General features: G+C 43.5%; 14 protein-coding genes. 9 read left to right on the top strand and 5 right to left on the bottom strand.

Translation table 11 applies throughout. The annotated features are described in order from the left end of the window. The first annotated feature begins 469 nt into the window (after positions 1-469). Positions 470-1,336, top strand: a complete 867-nt coding sequence (locus tag OQY15_RS09100; protein WP_265790547.1) for an N-acetylglucosamine kinase — start codon at positions 470-472, stop codon at positions 1,334-1,336. A 69-nt stretch (positions 1,337-1,405) separates the two neighbouring features. Here OQY15_RS09100 and OQY15_RS09095 read toward each other — a convergent pair whose 3' ends face one another. Next, positions 1,406-2,095: an NUDIX domain-containing protein gene (locus OQY15_RS09095; protein ID WP_265790545.1), complete on the bottom strand. Its 690-nt coding sequence runs from the start codon at positions 2,093-2,095 to the stop codon at positions 1,406-1,408. Positions 2,096-2,406: 311 nt separating this feature from the next. On the opposite strand from OQY15_RS09095, the gene pfkA reads away from it, so the two are divergent. The 3 genes from pfkA to gap are packed head-to-tail and all read left to right on the top strand — an operon-like array spanning position 2,407 to position 5,246. Then, positions 2,407-3,393 carry a 6-phosphofructokinase gene (gene pfkA, locus OQY15_RS09090; protein ID WP_265790543.1) on the top strand — a complete coding sequence of 329 codons (987 nt, stop codon included), beginning with the start codon at positions 2,407-2,409 and terminating at the stop codon, positions 3,391-3,393. Between the two features lie 3 nt (positions 3,394-3,396). After that, positions 3,397-4,239: a hypothetical protein gene (locus OQY15_RS09085; protein ID WP_265790525.1), complete on the top strand. Its 843-nt coding sequence runs from the start codon at positions 3,397-3,399 to the stop codon at positions 4,237-4,239. A 5-nt stretch (positions 4,240-4,244) separates the two neighbouring features. After that, positions 4,245-5,246: a type I glyceraldehyde-3-phosphate dehydrogenase gene (gap, locus tag OQY15_RS09080; RefSeq protein ID WP_265790523.1), complete on the top strand. Its 1,002-nt coding sequence runs from the start codon at positions 4,245-4,247 to the stop codon at positions 5,244-5,246. Between the two features lie 74 nt (positions 5,247-5,320). Here gap and glgB read toward each other — a convergent pair whose 3' ends face one another. The 3 genes from glgB to OQY15_RS09065 form a co-directional block, all read right to left on the bottom strand. Then, on the bottom strand, positions 5,321-7,285 hold the full coding sequence (gene glgB / locus OQY15_RS09075; protein ID WP_265790521.1) for a 1,4-alpha-glucan branching protein GlgB: 1,965 nt from the start codon (positions 7,283-7,285) through the stop codon (positions 5,321-5,323). Between the two features lie 57 nt (positions 7,286-7,342). Then, the gene (locus tag OQY15_RS09070) at positions 7,343-9,814 is read right to left on the bottom strand and encodes a glycoside hydrolase family 31 protein (protein ID WP_265790519.1); all 2,472 of its coding nucleotides are present in this window, start codon (positions 9,812-9,814) and stop codon (positions 7,343-7,345) included. 121 nt (positions 9,815-9,935) lie between these two features. Next, on the bottom strand, positions 9,936-12,578 hold the full coding sequence (locus OQY15_RS09065) for a TonB-dependent receptor (RefSeq protein WP_265790517.1): 2,643 nt from the start codon (positions 12,576-12,578) through the stop codon (positions 9,936-9,938). A 205-nt stretch (positions 12,579-12,783) separates the two neighbouring features. Here OQY15_RS09065 and OQY15_RS09060 point away from each other — a divergent pair, with 205 nt between their 5' ends. Genes OQY15_RS09060 through OQY15_RS09050 form a run of 3 tightly spaced genes read left to right on the top strand, consistent with a single transcriptional unit; the run spans position 12,784 to position 16,581 of the window. After that, positions 12,784-15,222 (top strand): penicillin acylase family protein, encoded by a 2,439-nt coding sequence (locus OQY15_RS09060; protein ID WP_265790515.1) that lies wholly within the window; start codon positions 12,784-12,786, stop codon positions 15,220-15,222. Positions 15,223-15,225: 3 nt separating this feature from the next. After that, positions 15,226-15,582, top strand: coding sequence for a hypothetical protein (locus OQY15_RS09055; protein WP_265790513.1), 357 nt, complete (start codon positions 15,226-15,228; stop codon positions 15,580-15,582). Between the two features lie 15 nt (positions 15,583-15,597). Further along, positions 15,598-16,581, top strand: a complete 984-nt coding sequence (locus OQY15_RS09050) for an acyl transferase (RefSeq protein ID WP_265790511.1) — start codon at positions 15,598-15,600, stop codon at positions 16,579-16,581. A 32-nt stretch (positions 16,582-16,613) separates the two neighbouring features. Here OQY15_RS09050 and tyrS read toward each other — a convergent pair whose 3' ends face one another. Further along, positions 16,614-17,900, bottom strand: coding sequence for a tyrosine--tRNA ligase (gene tyrS / locus OQY15_RS09045; RefSeq protein WP_265790509.1), 1,287 nt, complete (start codon positions 17,898-17,900; stop codon positions 16,614-16,616). A gap of 62 nt (positions 17,901-17,962) precedes the next feature. Between tyrS and OQY15_RS09040 the strand changes: the two genes are divergently transcribed. Then, the gene (locus tag OQY15_RS09040; RefSeq protein ID WP_265790507.1) at positions 17,963-18,646 is read left to right on the top strand and encodes an ACP phosphodiesterase; all 684 of its coding nucleotides are present in this window, start codon (positions 17,963-17,965) and stop codon (positions 18,644-18,646) included. A gap of 9 nt (positions 18,647-18,655) precedes the next feature. Beyond that, complete coding sequence (ligA, locus tag OQY15_RS09035) at positions 18,656-20,668, top strand: NAD-dependent DNA ligase LigA (protein ID WP_265790505.1); 2,013 nt, start codon at positions 18,656-18,658, stop codon at positions 20,666-20,668. Positions 20,669-20,681: the final 13 nt, after the last annotated feature.

Here is a 20,681-nt window from a genome sequence, read left to right as displayed (position 1 = left end):
ACATTTTTATCATTCCTTTTTTGATTAGAGGCTAAATTATTACAAATCGCCATATTTAATTCTTTATTAGCTAATTATGAGCGCTTTAAATCTTAACCTGTTGTTATTATTAAAGAATATAATGACATTTACCAGGTTTCAAAAAATTTTAAAATTTGGATTTTAAAATAACTAATGTAATTTTAGCTTAGTGTTATTTTGACAATATGTACCAGCCGCCAATTTAAGCTTCTGAATACCTGACACTTAACATAACAATATTTTAACTAAACCAGAATTACCCTGGCTCAGCGGGAAACTACCTGAAGAACAGAGGATATAGAGAGAACTAACCAAATAAAAACGCAGGATCGGACAAAAACATAAATGATCATGTGTAACTAATAATGATAAAAAGAAAATCAAATGGAAAAGAACAAATTTGAGTTGTCAGGATTATTTACTTTTACACCCCAAAAAACAAATTAAGATGATAGTTATTGCAGATGGTGGTTCAACCAAAACCAATTGGTGTTTAATTAATGAAGCTGGTAGAAAAATTCATTTTAATACTGAAGGTTATAATCCGTATTTCTCAGATACCGATTACATTATTGGATCTTTAAAAAAATCTTTACCAGATCACTTAGAGGCTGATAAATTAACAGGAGTCTATTACTACGGTGCCGGATGTTCAACCGAAGGCAAGAAAAAGATAGTAGCGGATGCAATGTCACAGGTGTTTGTAAATGCGGATATTAACATTGGACACGATTTACTGGCATCCTGCAGAGCATTACTGGGTGATGAGCCGGGCTTTGCTGCCATCCTGGGTACAGGCACAAATTCATGCCTTTATGATGGAACTGATATTTCCTTAAATATCGATTCTCTGGGTTATTTCCTGGGTGATGAAGGCAGTGGATGTTTCATTGGAAAGCGTATCCTTAGTGATTACATGAAAGGTTACATGCCTAAAGGCCTTAGGGAGAGTTTCTATGACAATTTTGCCCTGACAAACGAAGATATCTTTGATCATATTTATAACAAACCACTTCCAAACCGCTTCTGTGCTGGTTTTAGCAAGTTTTTGTATGACTTCAAAGACAACTATGAAGATTATACATTCTCTACAGTAGAATATGCGTTTACAGCTTTCTTTGAGAATCTGGTTATTCATTATCCAAATTACAAAGAATATAAACTGAATTGTGTAGGTTCTGTAGGTTATAGCTTCAGGGATATCCTGAGTATCGTCGCTGACAGATATGAAATGGGTGTAGGGAAGATCATCCGCTCACCTATAGATGACCTGGTGGATTACCACATGCAAGCTGCTAAAAAATTGGCGAAATAAGCAATGAGCCGGGTTAATCCGGCTTCGCTAAAAAGAAGAGCATTGAATGAATTCAATGCTCTTCTTTTTTTAGAATGAAATCTCTTTCCCGAATAACTTTCCGTACTTGCGCTTATCAAAGCGATACAGAGTAGCAGCCCTGAAAGAAACGCCCTTCTGTTTCTCATTGAGATCTTTCAGTACGTTAAAGCTGAGCATTTTCTTTCTGAAATTCCTTTTATCCAACTTTTTGCCAAGAATCACCTCATACACATTTTGTAATTGGGTAAGGGTAAACTTCTCCGGCAGCAGTTCAAACGCAATAGGCTGATGTTTGATTCTCCTTTTGATCTTCTCCAATCCCTGATCAAAGATTTTCTGGTGGTCAAAGGCAAGTTTTGGCAGTTCTTTAACGTTGATCCAGTAGGCCTGTTTCGCGTAGTTACTGATAGGCTTCAGGGCTTTGTCGCCACCAAGGCGCAGCATCGCATAGTAGGCCACAGAAATGATCCTCCCCTGCGGGTGACGACCGACATCGCCGAAGGTGTAGAACTGCTCCATATACACATTTTCTATCCCCGTAAGCTCATGAAGGATGCGGGATGCCGACTGATCAAGGCTCTCGTTCTCACTTACCAGATTTCCTGGTAAAGCCCACCAGTCTTTAAAAGGTTCTTCGTTCCTCTCAATCAGCAGAACTTTTAATTCTCCTTCATCAAAGCCGAACAAAATACAGTCAATGGAGAAGGTGGAATTAAATTGTGGTAAGACTTCTATCAAAACAATAAGTGTTAGTTTTACAATATCTGGTTATAATCTGCTCCTCTCTGCTATCTGAAATAGCTTTCAAAGCGTGAATTGTCGTAAATGTATTAAACTTTTTTTATAAATTTCATACTGTAACTAACATGAATTTGAGCTGATGTATTGTAACATTCTGGTCACATGATTTATAGTAGCCGACGAAGATAGAGTGAGATTAAAACTTTTAAAAGCTAAAGCAATTTAATATACTTGCCTGCGATTTACAGAGAAAAATCAAAATAAATTACTTAGTGTAATATATACACGGTATATTCGTAACCTATAAGATGAGACCAAATATCAAAAATATAGCGGTTCTGACCTCAGGAGGTGATGCTCCCGGAATGAACGCATGCATTAGAGCAGTTGTACGCACCGGCATATACAATGGTATAAATATGTTTGGTGTACTACAGGGCTATCAGGGTTTAATAACTAACAATATTATCCCGATGGATGCACGTTCTGTAAGCAATATCATCCATATGGGTGGAACCATATTAAAAACAGCACGCTGTTTAGAATTTAAAACAGATGAGGGTATGGCCCTTGCATACGAAAACCTGAAGGCACATAATATTGATGCCCTGGTTGTGATTGGAGGAGACGGGACTTTTACAGGTGCGCGTCGTTTTGCACAAAAGCATGGTGTCCATGTGATCGGTGTTCCCGGTACAATTGACAATGACCTCTATGGTTCTGATTTTACGCTGGGTTATGATACTGCCATGAATACGGTGATCGAAGCGATTGATAAAATCCGTGATACCGCAGATGCTCATGACAGGTTGTTTTTTGTGGAAGTGATGGGCCGGGATTCCGGTTGTATCGCCTTGAGAAGTGCTGTTGCCTGTGGTGCAGAAGCAGTACTGCTGCCTGAAAAAGAAACCAGCATTGATGACCTGGTAAAACAGCTCGGTGCAGGTGCCGTTACGAAAAAAACTTCCAGCATAGTGATTGTATCAGAAGGCCACAAACAAGGTGGTGCTTATGATATTGCCAAACATGTAAAAGAAAAATTCGACCATTACGATACCAAAGTGACTATCCTTGGGCACTTACAACGCGGTGGTAGTCCGAGCAGCTTTGACAGGATCTTAGCCAGCAGACTGGGCTATGCCGCAGTGAATGAATTGCTGAAAGGTAGTTCAGAAATGATGGTTGGGTTAAGAGGAAATGAAATTGCGCTGACGAGCCTTGATGAGGCACTGACAGAACATAACTTTAAACTGGAGAGTGATCTCCTGGAAATGACGCACGTTTTATCCATTTAAAATATGATAGCCGTAGTATACAGTGGTACAAAAACTGCAATCTGGAAAATAGCGAAGGACGGAAAGACGATTGCTGAATGCAGTATGCCCGGCATCAATCCATTTTTTGTGGATCAAAAATTATTGCTGCAGCAGCTCAATAAAAAATCTATCCTGATTAATCACGCTGAGCAGATTAAAAAGATCTACGTTTTTGCCGCTGGTGCTACCTGTGTGGAAAGAAGAAATGAACTGGCATCATCCCTGTCGCTTTTCTTTAAATACGCCAAGATCAGTGTTCATGACGACCTTCATGGGGCAGCGATAGCCGCATGCTTTAATAAAACCGGCATTGTCGGTATTTTAGGCAGTGGTGCCAATTGCGCTTATTTCAACGGGCATAATCCTGTGGCCAATAACTTCGGACTAGGCTTTATACTGGGTGACGAAGGGTCAGCCAATTATCTCGGCAAAATCATCTTAAAGCATTTTCTGCAGGAAAAACTGCCAAATGAGCTGTTAAAGAAATTCGGCACGAAATATGATCTCGATAGACCAGAGATACTGGAAAGAGTCTATAAAAAGTCATTAGCACAGCAATTCCTGAGTTCTTTCCTTGATTTTTATATAGATAATAGAGAACATCCGTATATTCAACAATTAATAGATGATGCTTTTCAACGTTATATCACGACCTACCTGCTACCTACCATTAAACAGTACCCCAACAAGGAAATACATTTTGTGGGCATCGTAGCCGGAAACTTTCAGGACCGCCTTCGTTTAGTTGCTGAGAGAAATAACTTTGAAATTACGACGATTACAAAAGAACCAATATATAACTTACTTAATTACTATTCAAATTAATAATAATGACAAAGATTGGAATAAACGGTTTCGGCCGTATCGGCAGATTAGTATTTAGAGCTGCTTTAAAAAGAGGTTTAGACATCGTTGCTATTAATGATCTGGTTGAGCCGGATTACATGGCTTATATGTTAAAATACGATTCTACTCACGGTCGTTTCGACGGAACGATTGAAGTAGTAGGTGGTAACTTAGTAGTAAACGGAAAAACTATCCGTATCACTGCAGAAAGAGATCCTGCAAACTTAAAATGGAATGAAGTAGGTGTTGAAACTGTAATTGAATCAACTGGTTTATTCTTAACTCAGGCTGATGCAGAGAAACACATTACTGCAGGTGCAAAAAGAGTTGTTCTTTCAGCACCAGCTAAAGATGATTCTATCCCTACATATGTAATGGGTGTGAACCATGATCAGTTAACAGCAGATCAAACTGTTGTTTCAAATGCTTCTTGTACTACAAACTGCCTTGCACCAATTGCAAAGGTATTACACGATAACTGGGGTATTGCTGAAGGCTTAATGAGTACTGTACACGCGGTTACTGCTACGCAGAAAACTGTTGATGGTCCTTCTGCAAAAGACTGGAGAGGTGGACGTGGTGGTTTCTCTAACATCATTCCTTCTGCTACAGGTGCTGCAAAAGCGGTAACTAAAGTAATCCCTGCCCTGAAAGGTAAATTAACAGGTATGGCTTTCCGCGTTCCGGTTGCTGACGTTTCAGTAGTAGATTTAACAGTACGTTTAGAAAAACCAGCAACTTACCAACAGATTAAAGATGCGATGAAAGCAGCTTCTGAAGGTGACCTGAAAGGTGTTCTTGGTTATACTGAAGATGAAGTTGTTTCTTCTGACTTTATCGGTGATGACCACGCATCTATTTTTGATGCCAATGCAGGTATTGCATTGAATGATAACTTCGTAAAAGTAGTTTCATGGTATGATAACGAGTGGGGCTATTCATCAGCCTTAGCAAAATTCGTTGAATACTACGGAAACTTAAAGTAAAACCCGTTCATACAGGTTTATATTTGGTTAGAATAGGGATGAGTCCGGATGGATCATCCCTTTCTTTTTAACCATTATTTTGTTGTTTTCAGCACCATTGCCCCTAGTGGAGCGATATTGATCTGTATAGAGTACTCTCTCCTGTTTGCTTCAACCTTTTCTACTTTGAATACTTCAGCGTTGAGCTTGCCGCTGCCAAAAAAGACCTTGTCATCACTGTTAAAAATCTCCTTCCATTTCGCTTTAAAAGGCAATCCCATTCTATAGTTCTCGCGGTATACCGGAGTCATGTTCAGAATCACAATCAAAGTATCTTCAGCTTTGTGCCCCTTACGGATATAGGCAAAAATGGAGTGATCAGCATCGTCAGCACTCAGCCATTCAAAACCTTCCGGAGAGAAATTAAAGTTGTATAGCGCCGGCTCGGTACGGTATAATTTATTGAGCGACTTTACAAAGGTCTGCATACCCCTGTGAGATGCATACTGCAGGAGGTCCCAATCCAGTGAGCGCGTAAAATTCCACTCTCCGTTCTGTGCAAACTCATTGCCCATAAACAATAACTTAGTTCCCGGCTGGGTAAACATATAGGCATACAACAAACGCAGATTGGCATGTTTCCGCCATTCATCCCCCGGCATCTTATAAATCATCGAAGACTTACCGTGTACGACCTCATCGTGCGAAAACGGCAGCATAAAGTTCTCCGTAAATGCATAGGTGATACTGAAAGTCAGCTGATGATGGTGATGTTTTCTTGCCAAGGGATCAGTCTTGAAATACTTCAGGGTATCATTCATCCAGCCCATCATCCATTTCATACCAAATCCAAGCCCTCCATCGGCTACAGCCCTGGTCACACCCGGATAGGTACTGCTCTCTTCGGCGATCGTTTGTACGCCTTTAAAATTGGTGTAAATCGAATCGTTCAGGTCTTTCAGGAACTGTATAGCCCCCAGATTTTCTGAACCTCCATATTCATTTGTAGCTGCATCACCATGTTTTCTTGAAAAATCAAAATAAAGCATCGATGCAACGGCATCTACCCGCAGCCCGTCTGCATGGAAAAGATCCAGCCAGTACATGGCATTACTGATCAGGAAGGATCTTACCTCGTTCCTGTCATAGTTAAAAATATATGATTTCCAGTCGGGATGAAAACCCTTGCGCATATCTGCATGCTCATACAGATGTGTACCATCAAACTGGTATAACCCATGGGCATCTCCTGGAAAATGCGAAGGCACCCAATCCAGAATCACTGCAATATCGTTGGCGTGCAGCTGCTCGATGAGATACATCAATTCCTGCGGTGTACCGTGTCTTGAACTCGCCGCAAAATATCCTGTGATCTGGTAGCCCCATGATGGGTAATAAGGATATTCCATGATCGGCATCAGTTCTACATGGGTAAAACCCATTTCCAGAACATAGGGGATCAGGCTGCTTGCAATTTCTTTGTAGGTGAGTATCCTGGCTGGTTCAGATGGATCTCGCTGCCAGGATCCCAGATGTAATTCATAAACAGACATCGGCTGGTCCAGCGCATTGAGTTTCGGCCTTTTCTTTAACCAGCTTTTATCCTTCCAGGAATAATCCATCTCCCACACGATCGAGGCTGTCTGCGGTGGGTGTTCCCATCTTGTAGCAAAGGGATCGCCCTTCTCAATGGCAGAACCGTCAAAACCCCTGATAAAATACTTATAGACTGTGCCTTTTCCTGTACCGGGAATAAAGCCCTCCCAGATACCTGATTCATCCAGCCTCTTATATAAACGGTGCGAAGTTTTGTTCCATTTATTAAAGTCGCCCATCACATATACATCCTGTGCATTTGGAGCCCAGACAGAAAAGTAGGTACCCTTTACATTCTCGGATTCAACCAGATGAGCACCCATTTTCTCATACAGGCGAAAATGCTTACCCGAGATAAAAAGGGCAACATCAAAATCTGTCAGCAGACTAAATATCCATACCGGTGCATCATCACGTTTCGTTACTGTCTCATCTGCAGGTTTACGCTGCTTAGCTTTAGCCATTATATATAGGGTTACATTTGATTCTTAAATTCCTCCAGGCAAATACGGGATGTTTAATTAAACACCCTGTATCTGTATTTCTGAAAAGTTTTTGTTGGATTTAAAGCGTAAAGAATTACGGTCGTCCATAAAGTAATCCTTAATTTCCATTCCATCTACGCTTACCTTCTTTACTCCAAAAGGGATGCCAATTAAATTGTAATTATACAATTCATAATTTGGTGTGTAAAGCCCTTCCAGTTTTTGTTCAATGATCAAATTGTTTTCTGTACCCTTTACAATGAATTTTTTCTCGGAATAGATATCCTGTTCATAGGCAAAAGTATCTCCGTGGTCTTCAAAGAAAAATGAATTGACCTCATAGTTAGCATAGTAAATATTGAGCAGTACTTCTTCTATATTTTTTTCACCTGTAAACTGCATCACCGGGTATTCAGGAATCACAGCACCGGCACGGATAAAGATCGGCATATCCTCCAGAGGTGCCTCGATATGGTGCTCTTTCTCCCCGGCCAGCAGCTCGTGTGTCCAGAAATTATACCACTGTCCTTTCGGTAAATAGACGGTCCTGGAAACGGCATCCTTTTCCAGGATAGGGCATACCAGGATCTTGTCCCCATAGGCAAACTCATCCTGTCTGAAATGGTTGGCTACATTTTCCTGCTCCAGCATGACCAAAGGCCTGAGGATCGGGAATCCGTAACGATGGTGCTCCCAGAATACAGAGTAAAAGTAAGGCATCAGGCGGTATCTCAGCTCAATGAACTTCCTGTTGATACTCGTATAGGGCTCTCCAAAGCTCCATGGCTCCCGCTCAGCGGTATCACCGGCAGAGTGGGCACGCATAAAGGGAGAGAAAGTACCCAGCTGTATCCAGCGGGTGAACAGTTCACCATCAGGTTCGCCGCTAAATCCGCCGATATCGGTACCGCAGAACGGAACCCCGGATACAGACATACGCTGGCATTGTATATTCCCGATCTTCAGATGCTCCCAGCTGGCTACATTATCTCCTGTCCATACACAACCATAACGTTGCATCCCGGAATATCCTGCACGGGTAATCGTAAAGGGACGCTTGTTGCGCATCAGTTTTTTTAATCCGTCATAGGTAGAACGCACCATCTGCATTCCATAAACGTTGTGTGCTTTTCTGTGTGAGCCCCTGAAGCCATCATAGTTATGGCGCACATCATTTGGAAATGTACCTGCTCCAAATACAGCAGGCTCATTCATATCGTTCCAAACACCGGCTACACCCATGTCTACCAGCTCTTTGTAGAGGCCTCCCCACCATTCCCTTACTGTGGGATTGGTGAAATCTGGAAACTGACACCGGCCCGGCCAAACATGGCCTTCCATAAAGTAGTCATCACTCCTGCGGCAGAAGTAGTTATTCTCCTTGCCTTCTTTGAATACCCAGTAATTGTCATCCACTTTGATACCCGGATCGATCATTACAACCGTCTTAAAACCATCGTTAGCCAGCTCCTTGATCATCTTACGCGGATCAGGGAAATGCTTTTTATTCCAGGTAAAACAGCGGTATCCATCCATGTAATCAATATCAAAGTAAATCGCATCACATGGAATCTTGTTGGAGCGGAAGCCATCGGCAACCTCTTTCACCTTCGTTTCAGGATAGTAGCTCCAACGGCACTGGTGATAACCCAGCGCCCATTTTGGCGGCATGGGATGTGTACCAGTAAGCGTTTGATAACGCTTGATCACATCCATCATATGCGGGCCGTGGATATAATAGTACTGCAGCTCACCTCCGTCTGCCCAGAAACTGGTTTTATTGTTGTCCTCTCTTCCAAAATCGAAGTAAGAGCGGAAAGTGTTATCAAAAAATATTCCGTAGGCCGACTGCTCGTGAACGCCGGTGTAAAAAGGTATAGTTCTATACAAGGGGTCCTGGTCCCAGCCAAAAGAATAGGCATCAGTATTCCAGTTTTGGAAATGGCGGCCACGCAGGTTCATATTGCCCGACTTATCCCCTAATCCAAAGAAATTCTCCTCGGGAAAGCATTTTTTGGTGGCAAAAACATAGTAACCCCCAAATTCAGCATTCTCTTCCCAGTGCATTGGCGAAGCGTCTTCGCTCATCACAAGCTGAGTCAGGTTTTCCGTAAAAGAGATGTGGAAATCGTTTTTCCTGATTTTACAAGTAATAGTGTTGGTAGCGATATGATAAGCATCCTCCATCTCGACCATATTGAAAGTACTTACTTTCTGGTCTACCACAGGAACAGCATAGGAGAAATCATCAAGGAACACACTATGCGGAGCCAGTCGTACCCTGATGATTTCGTCGCTCACAACCCTTACTTCAACACTGGCTTCTCCATCTGAAAAGAAAAATCTGTTGCCTTCTTTACGAACACTGTGAACCTGGGTCAGATATTTTTTAACGATCGGCTTGAGATCAAGGACCGGGTTGTTTAAATGCTGTATCGTTTCTTCTACTATTTCTTTAATGTTCTCGCTGTTCTTTATTTCGTTTCCTTGTTCTTCAAATTCTTCCATAGAAATGGTTTCTGTAAAATGCTGATATAGTAATAACACCTGTTTGGCATGGCTAAAGTGTTAATTATTATATCAAAAGACAAGGTTTATCGGTATTAAATTGTTTTAAACAATCCCCGAACTACAGAATATTGAAGCCATAGGAGATGTAATATAATGCCCCAATTGCAGGATCGCCAAAGGAGCTGATATAGTATTTATTCAGCAAATTGGTACCGCCCAGTTTAATGATAGAATTGACAGCAGGGATCTTATAATTCAGTTGTCCGTCCAGCGTCCCATAGGCAGGCACACGTCCGGCAACAAATGGGGTACTCCAGTTAAAGGCCTGCTGCCAATGGTAATTCAGGTTAAAGCCTACGTTCCTGATTACATTTTTATTCCCTAGTCCCAGGTTAAGACGAATCTTCGGTGTATTAAAGCCATAATCGTTGGTATAATCCACCGGCAGATCCCCAAGTTTGTTGTACGATATATTTCCGGTAATGCTAAATTTCCTAAGGTAGTAATCCAGTCCGGCCGCAGCTCCATAGGCTTCTATCACACCGTTCACATTTACCGGCACATTCACACCAATAAAATCTCCGCCATTATTCTGGTATACCTCAATCTCTGAGATAAAATTATGGTAACGGTTGTAATAAGCATAGGCATCTAGCAGCAAGTTCGGCGCGATCAGCACCTTATCTCCCAGTTCAAAGGCATGGACGGTTTCTGGCTGTATACCCTCCGGGTTGAAGTTATATGTTTTAAGCAATGACGGATCTGCCGCCCCCACTGCGGCCGAGCTGAGAAAGGCATGATAGCTATCGGCAGTAAAAGGCTTATTATCAAACAACTGATATTTATTCAACATCTCCGGCAAACCACCAATCAGGCGCAGAGAACCTCCGCCGGCAGATAAATCGAGGTACTGGTTTTGTGTCGTTGGGTTACGGTAGCCCGTCTGATATGAAGCCCGGATATGATGGTTCTCAGCAAGAGTATATACCGCCGTAGCCCTGGGGGTAAAATGTGCATCAAAGTTCTCACTCTTATCATACCTGCCTGCAAGCGTCAGTTTCAGTTTATCATCCAGAAACTTCCTTCCTGCAACGCCATAGGCACCATATTCATTGATATTGAGTTTCCTGTTAAGATCATCAAATATTGTCCCCCCGGATCTGAGCTGATAAATTCTGTAAGAGCTACCGACCTGCAGTTCAATGACATTTTTTAGCATATTACTAAAGTTGTACATCCCTTCATAATGATAGAGGTTAGTTTTATCATCAAAACGCGCCCCTTCTCCAGAACTGATCGTTTTACCAATGATCGCATTTTTAGCCGTTTCAAATGCAGGTGTGCCCGGAATAAAACGCCCCTGGTCTGCCGCTGCACGGGCCAGACTGTGCGCCTGTGCATCTGTTACTCCGGGAGTCAGTTTCGCACCAATAAAATTCCCGATATATTCTGGAAACCATTGCTGGGATACTTTAGACTGCTCATTGATGTAGCTGCCCAATATGGAGGTGATATAGGAATCTCCCGAGCGTTCCTGCGTCGTATAACCACGTATAAAGAAGTCCTCCCCCTTCAACTCCAGTTTATACTGACCAATACTGAAATTGCGGAATACGTAACGGTCAGATCCCGTATACATCGTAGATCCCCTGCCCCAGTTGGCCTGTGCAATGGCCTGGATGGTATTGTTAAATTTATAATACAAGGCAGTAGATGTTTTGAGTGACTCCGCCTTCTGATTAGCCAGGTCACTTTCTTTGTATCCTGTACGGGAGATACTTTCATTGGGAAGCAGGCCAGGCGTATTTATGCCCGCAAAAAAAGGAGCTGTCTGGGCATTCGTCTGCAGAAAGCCATTGATCTGATCCCTGCTGGGAATCAATCCCCCGGTTGTCTCCCCATATTGCTTCACAAAGGCACTTTCACCTGCATTGAGTACCGATTGTGCTACGTTTCGCATGTTCTGGCTCACTTCATCACCATACACATGAATCCCGTCATAATTGGGGTCACTTTCCCTGTCGCCCGGAATCACGTTCCTCGATACCCTATTGTAATTGCTGCTATTGTTGGCAATCCAGTCTTCGGCCTGCAGAAAAGAAAATGAAGATTTAAATCCAAACCTGTTGTTCCAGGCCTTCGCAACCCTCACATCCAGCTGATTGAAAGGTTGTACGGAGGACTGATCATCATTCACATGATTGATCCCGCTTTTAAACTGAAAACTTATACCCGGGAATTTAAACGGATCTTTGGAGGTCATCAGCAAGGTTCCGTTGATACCTCCTGAACCATACAAGGCAGATGCTGCGCCCGGCAGTAATTCCGCATTGTCCAGATCCAGGTCGCCTACGCCCACGATATTTCCTACAGGAAAATTCAGTCCCGGCGCCAGATTGTCCATCCCGTCTACAAACTGATTTAATCTGAAACCAGCGTGTGAACCAAAGCCCCTGGTATTAACAGTCTTGTAGGTTAAGCTCTGAGTAGTTACATCCACTCCTTTCAGGTTATTCAGGGCATCATAAAATGAAAGCGCCGGTGCTTCAGCCACTGAAGCACCACTGACCCTTTCTATCGATACAGGTGATTCCAGAATCCGTTGCGGCGTCCTGGTTGCAGAGATCACCACCTCCTGACCGAGGATCACCTTAGTAGTATCCGGCACAGGTCCGACTGGTTTAACCTGCTGAGCATGCACACACGTAAAGGCGCAGACAGAAGTCAGCAATATCAACGATTTTTGTAGAAATCTTTTCATAATCACTATTTTATATAAATTTTATCGCCACAAAATTAAATAAGCATTCTTCTACTATAATAATATTAACCCCATTACCCCCGATTTTGGGGATAGAATCCCTTTCCCGCCCGTCAAGAACATATCCGTCGTTTATGTACATTTGCCAGGCTGAAAAATCATTATTGAATTCCCCTGTTTTATCTTAAATTGCCTTATCACAATTATGAAGAATAAACTCAAAGCACTGATCTGCGTCATTATACCTGTTGTACTGGCATTTGCCTTCAACACCAAATTCGGCAGTCTTCCGCCACTGCTTAAATTCCTCAATCCCTTTACAGGCTTTTGGCAGAATGCCGAATCTGTCAGGCAGAAGAAAAAGATCAGTCTTAAACTGAAGGGCAGCAGAGAAGCCATACAGGTGGTGTTTGATGACAGGATGATCCCGCATGTGTTTGCTAAAAACGATCATGACGTATATTTTGCTCAGGGTTACCTGACAGCAAAAGACCGGCTTTTCCAGATGGACTTCCAGACGCGGTATGCTGCCGGCAGAATTTCCGAAGTTGTGGGCATAAAAGCTATAGAGCTCGACAAATATCAGCGCAGAATGGGAATGGTTTATGGTGCTGAGAATTCCCTGAAAGGCATGATGGCTGATCCTAAATCGAGAGACATGATCAATGCCTATACCGAGGGGATCAATGCCTATATCCGCTCCTTATCCAATGCTCAATTACCACTCGAATATAAACTTCTTGATTTCAAGCCCGAAGACTGGACGCCCCTGAAATGCGCTCTTCTTCTCAAGCAAATGTCGGCCACACTGGCTATGGGTTCTACAGAATTCTACATGACCAATATCCTGCAGAAATTTGGCCCTGAGGTTACTTCAGATCTTTTCCCTGATTATCCTTTTAAAGAAGACCCTATTATCCCTGCCGGAACATCATGGAACTTTAAGCCGCTCCAGCTACCGCAGCCACCGGCCTCATTTACTGAAAAAACTACCGGCAATGTCCGCACAAAGACACTGGAAGAAGGAATTGGTAGCAACAACTGGGCGCTTGCCGGTGCTAAAACAGCCTCGGGATATCCTATCCTGGCAAACGACCCGCACCTCAATCTCACTCTGCCCTCCATCTGGTACCAGATCCAGCTCCATGCACCAGGGTTAAATGTCTATGGCGTATCCCTGCCGGGTGCTCCGGGCGTAATCATCGGTTTTAACGACCGTGTTGCCTGGGGTGTAACCAATGTGGACGCCGATATACTCGATTATTACCAGATTAAGTTCAAAGACAACTCTCACCAACAGTACTGGTACAATAATGAGTGGAAAAACACAACCAAAAGAATGGAAGTGATCAAAATACGGGGTAGCAGGAACCTGACAGACACTGTGTACTATACGCATCACGGCCCGGTTGTATACTTCCAGAAACCTTCAAAACTTAAACTGGCAGACAACGTACCTACAGGAAACGCGCTGCGATGGATCGCACATGACTCGTCCAATGAACTCAGAACTTTCTATGATCTTAACCGCGCCAAAAGTTATACTGATTACCGGAAAGCACTTACCTATTATACAGCCCCTGCGCAGAACTTCATCTTCGCATCTGCGGATAACGATATATCTATTACCGCCAACGGAAAGTTCCCGTTGAAATACAGGGACCAGGGAAAGTTTATTCTGGATGGCACCGATCCCAAAGACGACTGGCAGGGATGGATTCCGGCTGCCGAGAACCCTACAGTAAAGAATCCTGAAAGGAACTTTGTCAGCTCCGCAAATCAGTCGTCCACAGACCCTTCCTATCCCTATTACATCAACTGGGAGTTTGGCGACTATGCGCGGGGAAAGCGTATCAATGACAAGCTTAAATCGATGAACAAGGCTACTGCGGATAGCATGAGAGTGATGCAAAGTGACAGCTACAGCATTCTGGCGCAGGATATTTTACCGGCCCTGCTCAGCAGGGTGCAGCAGGATAAACTAAATGCCACACAAAAAGAAGCTTTTGACACCATCAGCAAATGGGACAAATCCTACAGCGCCCACTCCATTGGTGGCAGCATCTTTAACTTATGGACTAATCTTCTCCTTACAGCTATCTGGAGCGACGAATTTACGGATGCAAAAAGCCCGATGCAGTACCCTTCCAAATACCGTACAGTTGAACTGATCCTCAAAGACCCGGGTTCAAAGTGGTTTGATAAAGTAAATACACCTGCGAAAGAAACTCTGGACGACCTGGTGAATGAATCTCTAAAAAATACCTGCGACAGTCTGGAAAGAAAGTTTGGCCCTATAGGTACACCATGGGAATGGGCAAACCTGAAACAGACAAATGTTCCTCACCTCCTTAACATTACGGGCTTTGGTTCAAAGAAACTCATGATCGGAGGTGCAAAGGGCACCATCAATGCGCTTAGTGAAAGCAACGGACCTTCATGGAGGATGGTTGTAGAACTTGGGAAAAAACCTAAAGGACAGGGAGTATATCCCGGGGGACAGTCTGGCAATCCCGGCAGTCCTTTCTATGACAACATGATTGATACCTGGGCCGGGGGCAAATTATACGACCTTTACCTGATGTCTTCTCCGGAAGATCAGCAGGGCAAAACGATTTCACAGCTGACCATCACTAAAAAATAAAACATGGTTTTTCTCATTATACTTATCGCTTCCTTTCTTTTACAATTGGTTTTGCCATGGTGGATCATCGTCATCATCTCCTTCGCCACCTGCGGTATCCTTGGCAAAACGGGTAAGGTGTCATTGTGGCATCCCTTTTTTGCAATCTTTGCACTGTGGACCGGCATGGCGCTGTTTCAAAGTATACCTAACGATAATTTGCTGGTAAGTCGTGTAGCTCAGCTTTTTGGGCTGCAGGCCTGGTGGTGGATCCTGATCGTTACTGCCCTCATCGGTGGTTTTGTAGCAGCCGTAAGCGGCTTCTGTGGTTATCATTTCCGCAAAGCGGTACTCGCTCTTAAATCGAATACTAAAGTTTAATTGTATTTTTGCGCTGTGAAAATTTCAATTCCTTCAGTCTTTTCTATCCGCAGCGAAAAAGAGTTTAACGATGCCGCATTAGCTATCTTCAGGCATCAGGCAGCACATTGTGCACCTTACCGCGACTTTATCAGCCATCTCCGTGTGGATCCGCTACAGATAGACAGCTTAGCCGATATCCCTTACCTGCCTATCAGCTTTTTCAAAAGCCACCGGGTAATTAGCGGCATAGATCAAGAAGAAATCACGTTTAGCAGTTCAGGCACTACAGGCATGGTGCAAAGCCGACATTTTGTTACCGACCTCAGTCTCTATGAGCAAAGTTTCAATGAGGCCTTTGCCCGGTTTTATGGCAGTACCGAAGATACCTGCCTTCTTGCGCTGCTCCCTTCGTACCTCGAGCGGGATGGTTCTTCACTGATCTATATGATCGATGCATTGCTGAAACAAAGTAAACATCCCGACAGCGGATATTTTCTTCATAACCACGAAGACCTTTACAAAAAGCTCAGCAGCCTGAAAGAGAAGGGTCAGAAAACTATCCTCATAGGGGTTACATATGCCTTGCTGGATTTCCTGGAGAAATATCAGATAGACTTTCCCGAACTCATTGTCATGGAAACCGGCGGCATGAAAGGGAAGAGAAAAGAGATGGTGAGAGAAGAACTGCATGAACTGCTCACTTCCGGCTTCGGCGTAAAGGCCATACATAGTGAATATGGCATGACCGAGCTGCTTTCGCAGGCCTATTCCAGCGGACATGGTATTTTTAATTGCCCCGCCTGGATGAAGATTGTGCTGAGAGATACCAATGATCCGCTGACCCTGCTGCATACCCATCAAACGGGTGGCATCAATGTGATCGACCTGGCAAATATCAACTCCTGTTCCTTTATTGCTACACAGGATCTGGGGAGAGTATACCCGGATGGATCTTTTGAAGTACTGGGCAGGTTTGACAACGCCGACATCAGGGGTTGCAACCTATTGGTACAATAAAGGGCTGTACCTATGCACAGCCCTTGTAAAATTTATTCTGCGATCAGCAGGAAATAGTTCTTTTTCCCCTTCTGAACGATGATGTATTTGTCGTTGATCAGGTTGTCTGTCGTATAAACCGTACTGGCTTCTGCTACTTTTTCTTTGTTGATACTCAAACCGCCACCCTGTACAGTTTTCTTCAGCTCTCCTTTTGAAGGGAAAACCGTAGTTTTTTCTGCCAGCAGCGTCGCTGTATCTATACCTGCGGCAAGCTCTTCCCTGCTCAGTACAAACTGAGGTACACCTTCAAAGATTTCCAGCACATGTTCATGGCTTAAGGTTTCAAGGAAAGAAAGGGCTCCGTTACCAAATAAAAACTCAGAAGTCTTCAAAGCGGTTTCCAATGCTGCTTCAGAGTGAGTCCTCACGGTGATATCATTGGCCAGTGCCTTTTGAAGGATCCTCAGATGCGGCGCCGCCTCATGTTCCTGCTCCAGTTGCTCCAACTCTTCTTTACCTTTCAGGGTAAAGATGCGGATCCACATTTTAGCATCAGCGTCGGTCGCGTTTAACCAGAACTGATAGAATTTATAGGGAGAAGTTTTCTCAGGGTTTAACCAGATTGCACCACTTTCAGTCTTGCCAAATTTGGTACCATCAGTTTTTTTGATCAGCTGTGTGGTGATGCCAAAAGCCGTTCCGCTTCCTTTTCTCCTTACGAGTTCAGTACCGGTAACGATATTGCCCCATTGGTCAGATCCACCCATCTGGATACTGCAGTTGTGGTTTTTCCACAGATAATAGAAATCATATCCCTGTACCAGCTGGTAGCTGAATTCGGTGAACGACAAACCATTGTCGCCCTCCAGACGTTTTTTCACGCTGTCCTTCGCCATCATATAGTTTACCGTAATGTGTTTACCCACATCCCTGATAAAATCTAAAAAGCTGAAGTTCTTAAACCAGTCGGCATTGTTTACCATCACCGCACCATTGCCTTCATCACTAAAAGTAAGGAACTGCTGCAGCTGTTTTTTTATCCCTTCCAGGTTAACTGCCAGCGTCTCTTCATTGAGGAGGTTTCTTTCGTCCGACTTACCCGATGGGTCTCCTACCATCCCTGTAGCTCCTCCAACAAGCGCAAAAGGCTTATGCCCTGCACGCTGAAAATGGATCAGCGTCATGATCTGTGTAAGGTGACCAACATGTAATGAATCTGCCGTAGGATCAAAGCCGATATATCCCGAGCACATGCCCTCATTTAATTTATCTTCTGCATTGGGCATGATATCATGTAACATGCCTCTCCATCTTAATTCGTCAACAAAATTGGTCATTCTTCTATACTTTTTGGCAAAGATAAGAAAAGCCTTGTTAAAAAATTTCTACTTTTAAAGCGATGAACTTCCTATCCCATTTTTACTTTGAGCGCGAAAACACGAACGATTATATGGTAATAGGAGTTGTACTGCCGGATCTGATTAAGAATGCGGATAAAAACTGGAACCTCAATCCCCAGAAAGATGAATACCTTTTCAGGGACGTTCCGGAATATAATGCGCTGCTTACCGGATGGAAAAGACACCTGGAAGTAGACCGCGTGTTTCATTCCTCAGAATACTTCAAAGAGCAAACGGCTATACTTAAACAGATGATTCTTCCTGCTGTGGAAACCGGCCCCGTGAAGGCATTTTTCCTGGCCCATATCGGCCTTGAACTGATTCTGGATCACCTGCTGCTTACACAACAGATCGTTAACGCTGATGATTTTTATGTGCAGCTACAGGCATCCCGCACAGATGAACTGACCGGATTTCTCAGGCTTGCAGGATTACCGGGACAGCAGAAGTTCTCCAGCTTCCTCGATGATTTTATAGAAAGCAGATACCTGTTCAGCTACGCGGATATGGAGAACATCACCTATTCCCTCAACAGGATTTGCATGCGCCTATGGCCAAATCCCTTCCAGAAAGAACAGCTGGATATGCTGACCATACAGCTTGAAAAATTTAAGCTGCAGCTGCAGAATAATTTCCTTACGATCTTCCATGAGGTAGGAACAGAGCTCGATAAAATTAAATAACTTCGCGTTATGTCACAATCTTCTATTCAGGACACCATGGATGCCATGGTGAAAGAACTTAACCAGCACAGTTATAATTATTATGTCCTGGCGATGCCTACCATTGCCGACTATGAGTTTGATAAAAAACTGGAAGAACTCAGCAAACTTGAAAAAGCTCATCCTGAGTTTGCAGATCCTGATTCACCTACCTTGAAAGTGGGCGGAGACATCACCAAAAACTTTGTTACTGTCAAACATAAATGGCCGATGCTCTCACTGGGTAACACCTATAACGAGCAGGACCTGCGGGATTTTGATGAAAGAATCAAAAAATCAATAGGCGAAAATTTTTCATATGTATGTGAACTCAAGTTTGATGGCTTGTCTATCAGTCTGAATTACGAGAATAATAATTTACTGCGGGCTGTTACACGTGGAGACGGCAGCAAGGGTGATGACGTGACTTCAAATGTAAAAACCATCAGCAACATTCCCCACCACCTGAAAAAAGCAGCAGCGCCTCCCCTTTTTGAAATCCGGGGAGAAATCCTGATGCACAGGGCTGCCTTTGAAAGACTGAACAGGGAAAGGGAAGAGCTGGGAGAGGTAACGTATGCCAACCCCCGCAATTTTGCCTCCGGCACGATCAAGATGCAGGATCCTAAAGAAGTAGCGAAGCGGCCCCTGGACGCATTTTTCTATTCGCTGAATACCGAAAAGGAATATTTTAAAACACATTGGGATAGTCTGCAGGCACTCAAAACCTGGGGTTTCCACGTTTCTGAACACACAAAACTGACCAGCGGGATCGAAGAAGTGCTTGAGTTTATCCATTATTGGGAACAGGAGCGTTTTAAGCTTACTTATGATATCGATGGGATTGTAATCAAGGTCAACAGCTTTGCACAACAGCAGGAGCTTGGTTTTACAGCAAAATCACCCAGATGGGCAATTTCCTATAAATACAAAGCTGCAGAAGTAGAAACTATACTGGAACGCGTAAGCTACCAGGTAGGAAGGACAGGAGCCGTAACGCCGGTAGCCAATCTGAAACCGGTGCTGCTGGCGGGAACAACGGTAAAACGGGCAACGCTGCACAATGCCAATGAGATTGAGCGACTCGACCTGCATGTGGGCGACAGCGTGCTGGTAGAAAAAGGGGGTGAGATTATTCCCAAGATCATGAATGTGAATCTGGACAAGCGCCAGCCTGGTGCCCAGCCGGTGATCTATCCTACCCATTGCCCTGAATGCGGTACCATGCTCATCCGTAAGGAGGGCGAGGTCGCCTATTACTGCCCGAATGACGAAGCCTGCCCGCCACAGATCGTTGGTAAGATGCAGCATTTTATCTCCCGTAAAGCCATGAACATCGACGGACTTGGAGATGAAACGATAGAATCATTTTATCAGAGGGCTCTCGTTAAACACATCAGTGATATCTACCTGCTGAAAGACAAAGCTGAAGAACTGAAGAATATAGAGCGGTTTGGCGAACGGTCGATCGACAACATGCTGAAAGGCATTGAACTATCCAAACAAATGCCTTTTGAAAAAGTACTTTTCGGACTTGGAATACGTTATGTTGGAGAAACAGTAGCCAGGAAACTTGCTTTCGCTACAAAAAATATTGACAACCTGATCGCAGCTTCTCTTGAAGAACTCACTGCCATAGATGAAATCGGCCAGCGCATCGCCGAAAGCATCATTGAATACTTTAGTTACCCCGCCCATATTGAACAAATTAACCTTCTGAAATCCTACGGGTTACAATTTGAAGCAATAAACACGGTGATAACTCTTCAAAGTGACAAATTAACTGGAAAAACATTCGTAATTTCGGGGGTTTTTGAAAATCACAGCAGGGATGAGCTTAAAGAGATCATTGAGAGCAATGGTGGCAAGATATTAAGTAGTATCTCAGCAAAACTGAATTACCTGGTTGCCGGTGATAACATGGGGCCATCTAAATTAGAGAAAGCCCAGAAACTGAATATTCCCCTGATTTCGGAGGAAGATTTATTAGAGCTATTGAAGTAAAAAAGTTAAATAA

Origin of the sequence: Pedobacter sp. MC2016-15 (assembly GCF_026239695.1) — a bacterium.
Lineage (GTDB): Bacteria > Bacteroidota > Bacteroidia > Sphingobacteriales > Sphingobacteriaceae > Pedobacter.
Note: the sequence above shows the minus strand (reverse complement) of the source record. Positions and strands in the feature narration are given on the sequence as shown.